Source organism: Thermosynechococcus sp. Uc (assembly GCF_029335995.1).
In the GTDB taxonomy this organism is placed as follows: domain Bacteria; phylum Cyanobacteriota; class Cyanobacteriia; order Thermosynechococcales; family Thermosynechococcaceae; genus Thermosynechococcus.
Genome location: NZ_JARJMS020000077.1, coordinates 23,296 through 30,610, shown reverse-complemented (window position 1 = coordinate 30,610; position 7,315 = coordinate 23,296). Strand labels below are relative to the sequence as shown.

The 7,315-nt window shown below is 52.2% G+C and carries 9 protein-coding genes; 5 read left to right on the top strand and 4 right to left on the bottom strand.

Translation table 11 applies throughout. The features are described from left to right. Positions 1-230: 230 nt before the first annotated feature. The 3 genes from P3X23_RS08670 to P3X23_RS08660 all read right to left on the bottom strand — a co-directional run bounded on the left by P3X23_RS08670 (position 231) and on the right by P3X23_RS08660 (position 1,709). Positions 231-503, bottom strand: coding sequence for a DUF1816 domain-containing protein (locus P3X23_RS08670; RefSeq protein WP_300875494.1), 273 nt, complete (start codon positions 501-503; stop codon positions 231-233). Between the two features lie 203 nt (positions 504-706). Further along, positions 707-1,387, bottom strand: coding sequence for a 16S rRNA (guanine(527)-N(7))-methyltransferase RsmG (rsmG, locus tag P3X23_RS08665; RefSeq protein WP_300875491.1), 681 nt, complete (start codon positions 1,385-1,387; stop codon positions 707-709). Then, on the bottom strand, positions 1,374-1,709 hold the full coding sequence (locus P3X23_RS08660) for a hypothetical protein (protein WP_300875488.1): 336 nt from the start codon (positions 1,707-1,709) through the stop codon (positions 1,374-1,376). The genes rsmG and P3X23_RS08660 overlap by 14 nt, the downstream gene beginning before the upstream one ends. 242 nt (positions 1,710-1,951) lie before the next feature. Here P3X23_RS08660 and radC point away from each other — a divergent pair, with 242 nt between their 5' ends. The 5 genes from radC (at position 1,952) to P3X23_RS08635 (ending at position 6,368) form a co-directional block, all read left to right on the top strand. Beyond that, entirely contained in the window at positions 1,952-2,701 is a 750-nt protein-coding gene (gene radC / locus P3X23_RS08655) for a DNA repair protein RadC (protein WP_300875485.1), read from the top strand. Positions 2,702-3,100: 399 nt separating this feature from the next. Beyond that, positions 3,101-4,444, top strand: a complete 1,344-nt coding sequence (locus P3X23_RS08650) for a four-carbon acid sugar kinase family protein (protein ID WP_300875483.1) — start codon at positions 3,101-3,103, stop codon at positions 4,442-4,444. Between the two features lie 88 nt (positions 4,445-4,532). After that, a complete protein-coding gene (locus tag P3X23_RS08645) occupies positions 4,533-4,907 on the top strand; it encodes a cytochrome c (RefSeq protein WP_300875480.1) in 375 nt (124 codons plus the stop codon). A gap of 92 nt (positions 4,908-4,999) precedes the next feature. Next, positions 5,000-5,215 carry a regulatory protein SipA gene (sipA, locus tag P3X23_RS08640; protein WP_300875477.1) on the top strand — a complete coding sequence of 72 codons (216 nt, stop codon included), beginning with the start codon at positions 5,000-5,002 and terminating at the stop codon, positions 5,213-5,215. A gap of 13 nt (positions 5,216-5,228) precedes the next feature. Continuing rightward, positions 5,229-6,368: a glycosyltransferase family 2 protein gene (locus P3X23_RS08635; RefSeq protein ID WP_300875475.1), complete on the top strand. Its 1,140-nt coding sequence runs from the start codon at positions 5,229-5,231 to the stop codon at positions 6,366-6,368. Here the strand turns inward: P3X23_RS08635 and P3X23_RS08630 are convergent. Then, positions 6,298-7,269 (bottom strand): sensor histidine kinase, encoded by a 972-nt coding sequence (locus P3X23_RS08630; RefSeq protein ID WP_300875472.1) that lies wholly within the window; start codon positions 7,267-7,269, stop codon positions 6,298-6,300. The genes P3X23_RS08635 and P3X23_RS08630 overlap by 71 nt on opposite strands. Positions 7,270-7,315: the final 46 nt, after the last annotated feature.

Sequence of the window (7,315 nt, the reverse complement as noted above, 5' to 3'; positions counted from 1 at the left end):
CCCATAGAGAATCCCCCCCAGTGCCAAGACCCCCAGCCAACCCCACTGAAAGAGACTGAAAATACACCCGGTAATAAAGGCGATCGCCCAGAGAATTCCATCCGCCCTCGTGATCCTGCGGAACATAGCCTTGTTGGGGTTGGCGTCCAGTGAAGATACTTAGGACAAACTTTAAGACAGCACTATGCTTTAAGGACAGAGTTGTGTTTTAGAACCAACTTAGACTTGACTTATGTCATGCCGACACTAAGGGGCATCTGCGTCTTTTTTTCGGCGTCAATGGTGACTTCTTCAGGACGACAGCGCACTACACTGACTTCAAGTCCCTCTGCTCCTTCAGCCTTCAAGTCCTCAATGTAGCCCTCCTTCTCTCTTTCTGCCTCCATGGGCGTCAGAAAAGGACCAAAGTAGTAGATGCAGGGGGGATTTTTTGTCTCTATTTTGACCCACCATGCCAAACCCATCCCATTGACGAGTTCAGCGAGCCAGCTTCTAAAACCCATATTATTATCGCCAAACATTGACAGTTTTCCTCCGAGACTTGCCAAATTGCCCCAACCAATTAATTCAACGCGTGTTTTGGTTCGCTCTCTATTTGTGTATAACTGATCCCCCCGTAAATGTGTATGGCGAAAATTCCAAACCATCAATTGTCATATTTATTTACATCAAGACTCCACCTGAGGACAAGTCATGACGTGCGAATTCAACCCTGACGCTGGATATAGATACAGTGGCGCTGGGCATGGCTCAAGGGGGTCGTAAATGCCTGAATGTCTAGTCGTTGACTGCGATATTGCGGCAAGAGGGTTTCTAAATGCTGGGTGTCCTCGTCGCTCCACTGACCCCGGTACAGGACTAAAATGCCCCCCGACCGCAGTCGGGGCAAACCATAGGCACAACAACGCCTGACATCACCGACGGCGCGAATTAAGGCTAGATCATAGCGGTGCCCATGGGCTTCTGCCCGCCCCCATTCTGGGTAAATGTTGACCAAACCAACCGCTGAATGGAGAGAGTGCAAAAACTTGACTTTCTTTTGGGTTGCGTCAAGGAGGGTCACTGACCAATCGGGGCGGGCGATCGCCACCGGTACTCCTGGAAAACCACCCCCACTGCCAATATCAATAACCTGTTGAATCTTTGTTCCCCAAGGTGTTCCTTCAGGGAGCTGAAGCCAAGGCAAAATCCCCCGTAACGAATCCCAAAGGTGCTTCTCCCAAAAATCATTGACCGCAGTAATTCGGGTTAAGTTGATCCTTTGATTGGCAGCAAGAATTGCTCCATAGAACCGTTGGAACTGTTCCTGCTGTTGGGGGGTGGGTTGCCACTGGAGGGTCTCCTGCCAAGGGAATTGCTCAAGCAATAAGGTGTTAAGACTTGCCATCACCACCACTGGGCAACTCTTTCTTTGCCGTTAGCACCTCCCACGCCGCCTTGAGGCGTTCCTCAAAATCTTTTACATGGGTAGAGACAGTATCCGCATTTGACTTTAGCTCCGCAATCGCTGTTTCAAGGGCTTTTTGTACATCCGCCGGCAGGGCTTTGAGTTGAGCAGCAGCAAACCGCTGCAAAGCAGCAAGGAGTGCTTTTGCCGCTTCGGCCACTTCCTCAGGACTGACGGTTTCTGTTTCAGGCTCAGGAGTTGGAGACTCCAGTGGAGGAGCCTGCTCTTGAGACGTTGTTGTAGGGGCTGGTTCTTTGGACATAATAATGCTCCCAAGGGAATACAGGGCGACTTTTGGGTGACTTGTTATAGTCCTTAGTAAACTACCCCTACCTTAGCAGATGCCGTTTTTGATTTTCACAGTGCCCCAAGATCATGAGCAACCCCGTCTCTTTGGGCAGGGAAGAGCCTCAGCAAGTGACATACTCCCGACCCCCACGTTTTGCGTAGAGGGCGGGCTTCTCTTTGGTATGCTTTTTAGCGATCAACAAGATCGCTGCTGTTATGTCCTACTCGCCCCGTGTTGCTGATCTACCCATTGGCGATCGCCCCCGGGAAAAGTTGCTCAGCCAAGGCGCTCGTTACCTCAGTTCGGCGGAATTGCTGGCAATTTTACTGGGAACAGGTCAAGGGGCTGGTAAACTCTCAGCCGTGGGCCTAGGTCAGTTCATCCTCAAACGGTTGGAGGAGCGCAGTGGCAAGAATACCGATGCTGTGAGTGTTTTGCGCGACATTACCGCAGAGGAATTGATGGCGATTCCCGGTGTCGGTCCTGCCAAGGCTACGACAATTTTGGCGGCTGTGGAATTGGGAAAGCGGGTCTTTCAATCGCGGCCAGGGGAGCAAACGATTATTGACAATCCTGCCCTTGCTGCTGCTGTGCTGAGTGCTGATCTCATGTGGCAACCCACAGAACGGTTTGCGGTTCTCTTACTGGATGTGCGGCATCGTCTGTTAGCATCCCATGTAGTTACTGTGGGAACGGCAACCGAAACCCTTGCTCATCCCCGCGAAATTTTTCGCGAAGCCGTGCGTCGCAACGCCAGCCGCCTGATTATTGCCCACAATCATCCCTCAGGTAATCTCTCTCCTAGTCAAATGGATTTGGACTTGACAAAACAAATTCTACAAGCAGGACAAGTCATGGGAATTCCCGTGCTTGACCATTTGATTCTCGGAAATGGGAATTACCAAAGCCTGCGGGAGATAACGTCCCTTTGGCAGGAAGTCCCTCAAGGAGAGGGCAGTGCCTAATCCTCCTCCGGTTCATTTTCAAGCAGTGCTTTTGCCTCTTAAAGTTGTTGCTTGTGGGCTTCAGTGACAATGGAGTAGTGCAGGTTAAGGCTGGCCAGTTTTTGAGAATTGACCTCCTCCCCCGCCTTCGAGTCGGGGTCTCCTGTGCAAGTGGATGAACACCAGAACCAACTGAGTCAAGGTTGAGTCTTTCCTGAGGCGTTTACTGTGGTCAAGGCCGTATTTCCTAAAGCAGGTATTGATTCAGGACAAAGGCCATGTCATTGCTGCTGTTAGCGGCAGCAGGTTGATTTTCTTGGCAACTGTGGTTGGAACAGTAGTGTCAATTGGCAGCCATTGATTGCGGATGAGCGATCGCCCCAATGATAAACTGCAAACGAAAGAGTGTCGGAGATCCCCTTGGTGACGCGCTCCAAAATTATTGTCTTAGATGATGACCCCACTGGTTCGCAAACAGTGCACAGTTGCCTGCTGTTGACCCGCTGGGACGTGGATACCCTCTGTCGTGGCCTCACCGATTCTGTGCCTATCTTCTTTATCCTCACTAACACTCGTGCCTTGCCACCAGAAATGGCTGCGGAGGTAACGCGTACAGTCTGTCGCCATTTGCAGGAAGCAATCGCCCAAACGGGCACAACCGATTACATTGTTGTCAGTCGCTCTGATTCCACCCTACGCGGCCACTACCCCCTTGAAACCGACGTGATTGCTGCTGAACTGGGTCCCTTTGATGCCCATTTTCTAGTGCCTGCCTTTCTGGAGGGGGGACGGATCACCCGCGATAGCCGGCACTACCTCCTCGTTGACGGTCAGCCTGTGCCTGTCCATGAAACCGAGTTTGCCCGCGATTCGGTTTTTGGCTACAACCACAGCTATTTGCCCGACTATGTGGCCGAAAAGACCCAAGGGCGCATTCCTGCAACAGCCGTAGAGCGCTTTGTTCTTGCCGATGTCCGCAATCTAGAGACTCTGCGCAGCCGCTTGACTCAGTTAACCGACAATGTCTGCGCTGTTGTGGATGCCGAGAGTCAAGGGGATTTAGACCAATTTGCAACGGCGGTGCTTCAGGTGGCCAGTCAAGGAAAACGCTTTTTGTTCCGCAGCGCCGCAAGTTTACTGACTGCCCTAACACAATTGCCCCCCCAGCCTACCCCCCCAGAGGCAATGGCCACCTATTGCCGCCCTGGTCGCTATGGCGTAGTTTTAGTGGGTTCCCACGTGCGCAAAACCACTGAACAACTGACTGCCCTGCTGGAGGAACCCGATGTGTTGCCCATCGAAGTGCCCGTGGCACGATTGCGCGACAGTGCAGCGGCTGAACCTGCGATCATCAACGAAGTCTTGGCGGCGGTGGATCAGGCGATCGCCTGTGGGAAAACCCCTGTCATCTTTACCAGTCGCGAAGAGCTAACCTTCGCGGATGCAGCGATGCGGTTGGCCTTTGGGCAGCGAGTCTCTGAGGTCTTGATGGCAATTGTCCAACAGTTGCCCGCTGATTTGCGCTACCTCATCAGCAAAGGGGGCATCACCTCTAATGATGTGCTGAGCAAGGGCTTAAACCTAGCCACGGTTCGCCTCTTAGGGCAAGTTCTTCCCGGTTGCTCCGTGGTGCGTACGGGTGCCGATCATCCCCGCTTTCCAGAGCTACCGGTGGTGTTGTTCCCCGGCAATGTCGGCGATCGCCAGGCCTTGCGTACGGTTTATCATCGCTTTCAGGGTAGAGGCACAACAGTTCACAAATGATTACTCACTCGCTTGAATCTCGCTCAGTTCAGGGTTTAGAATGCTGTTGTAACAATAATAAACAATTTTTAATTTTTCCGATAAGTGGATGAGTTTAGTCAACACGGTTGGGGCTAGATCAACGGTATGGCGCTGGCTGCTGCCCGTCTTGGCAGTGCTGGTGGTGGGCGGCGGTTGGGGGGCTTCTCTCCTATTGCCCCTGCGAGATCCCTACATCCAATCCGTACAGGCGGCGGTGGGCGATCCCAGTCGCGGTCAGCAAATTTTTATTCTCAACTGCGCTGGCTGTCATGGCATTGATGGCAAGGGGGAAGTAGGGCCTAGTCTTGTGCAGATTAGTTACCGGCGATCGCAAGTACAGCTGATTCAGCAAATCATCAGCGGCAATACCCCCCCTATGCCTAAGTTTCAAGCCCAACCCCAAGACATGGCCGACCTATTAAGCTACTTGAAGACACTCTAAAACTTTTGACAACAATTCCACCGTTGAAGGCAATATATTAAATTGGAAGTTGTGTTATCAAAATTACCAATTTTGAGCATCCTTTAGTAGGAATGGAAGAAGCTTTTGCGGTGGGCGATCGCGTTCGCCTTGTGGAACTGCCCCCCTATGTCAAAACAGCAGAACCGATGCCAATGTTGCGTCCATCCAGCATCCTGACTCTTGGTGAAGAGGGGGTTATCCTAGGCCAGCAGCCGGGGAACTACTGGGTTGTGCGGCTAGAGCGGGGTGCTTTTTTGCTAGAAGCGAAGTATCTGAAGCGGCTGTAGTGCCTTTGTTGCTATGGCTCCGCGGCTCTCTCTGTGCATGATTGTCAAAAACGAAGCCCATCAATTACGGCGCTGCTTGCAGTCGGTTCAGCCTTGGGTAGATGAGATCATCATTGTGGACACGGGGTCTACGGATGGCACGATCGCCATTGCCCGCGAGTTTACCCCCCATGTCCATTCCGTTGTCTGGCAAGCGGATTTTGCCGCCGCTCGCAATGCTGCCCTAGCCTACGCCACAGGGGAGTGGGTCTTTTACATTGATGCCGACGAGGAATTGGTGGTTACGGATCCCCAGTGGCGAGATTGCTTGACCGCTGAGAGTGCCCGTGCCATCAATCAGTGGAGTCTATTGCGCCGTGAACAGGCAGGCGATCGCAACTGGAGCGAGTTTTGGAATGTCCGCTTTGGCCGGCGCTTTCCCGATCTTCACTTTACCGGGGCACTCCACGAGCAACTGCATTATCGGGAACGGCAGACAGTCGTGGGTCAGTTGCAGGGGGTCTATCTTATTCACCACAACCAACAAAGCCAAGACCAGTTCCTCGCAAAAATTCGCGATCGCAATATCCCCATTCTCGAAAAAATGGTGCAGCAGGGCGATCGCCGACTTCAAAACCTAGTCTGCCTTGGCGATCACTACGCCGCCTGTGGCGATTCTGAGCGCGCCCAAGCTTGGTACGAGCAAGCCCTTGAGCAGATTGCCCCTGCCGTCGAACAGGGAATCCTTCCCCAAGACACAACCTGGCTGCGTCATCTCCTTTTTTGGGTCAGCTACCGCGCCTTTGCAGCCAAGGACTATGAAACGGCTCAATATTACCTCAGCTATGGCCTACGTTTCTTTGATTGCTATCCGCCTCTACTCTATGTGGCGGGGTTACTTGTCTTTGAATTGGGCTTACATCGGGGGGCTTTGCCCTACTTTCACCGCTGTTTAGATCTTTTTGAGCGGGGAACCTACGATCGCGCTGAACCTTTCGATCGCCAGTGGATGACCACTCAGCCGGCCTATAGCCTGGGCTATACCTACATGACCTTGCAAGAGCGCGATCGCGCCATTGCCTATTTTCAAAAGACCTTAGAATTTAACCCTGAGTATCCCCCCGCTCAGATGTACCTGCAACAACTGTTGACGGCATCGGCAAATCAATCGTAATGCGAGTGCCCGCTCCGGCTGCCGAGCGAATCCACATCCGTCCTTGAAAGCGCTTGGTAACAAAAAACGCCTTCGTCAGCCCAAAGCCACCCCCCATTGTGCGGCGATGTTGAACGTTGGAGCCTCGGTAGCCAAAGCCAACCACCTTAGGAATTTCCTCAACGGGAATCCCACAGCCTGTATCCTCCACCACAAACTTGAGATGATCCGCCGTTTGCACTAGACCCGCAATGATTTTGCCCCCTTGGGGCGTGTATTTACGGGCATTAGCAATTAAATCCCGCATCACATCCTCAAAGACAGGAGGCATGAGAACCGTACGGCCGTTGGCAGTCTGAATATCAAAGGTAAGAAAATAATCTGAGGCTTCCTGAGCGGCAATGTTGTGGAGAATGCGGTAACGCCCCTTGCTATTTTTCTCAATAGCTTGGAAGACTTGCCCAAACTGAGCCTGCAACTGCTCAATGGGCACCTCAACCCAAGCCGATGGTGCCTTTTCCCGTGCAAGGAGTTGTTGCACTCGCACCTCCACCACATTAAAGACCGATTGAATATTGGCCACTGCCTCCTGCACATCGGGGGTCGCTGCTTTGTCGGGATACTGAACCAGTGCAGTTTCAATGTTTGCTGTGATGGCTGCCCGCAGATCGCTGATTTGTTGTAGATAGGCAAAAATGGTCGGGCGATCGCCCAAAGCATTCACCAGTTGCTCTAGGCTTTTCAGGCTGGGCTGCAACACCTGCCAATCATCGAGTTCCAACTCTAAAAATTGCAGTTCCCCCAGCAAAATGTTGAAGGTATTTAGTACACTGTGCATATCCAACAGGGTTTCCTGCTGGCTGGAGATCGGGGGAGCTTCAGTAATTTCTATCTCGACAGGGCAACAGGCTTGCGTACTCATTTCAAACCAACCTTTTTCTTGTTTTTCTTAATGTTTCTTAAAGGTA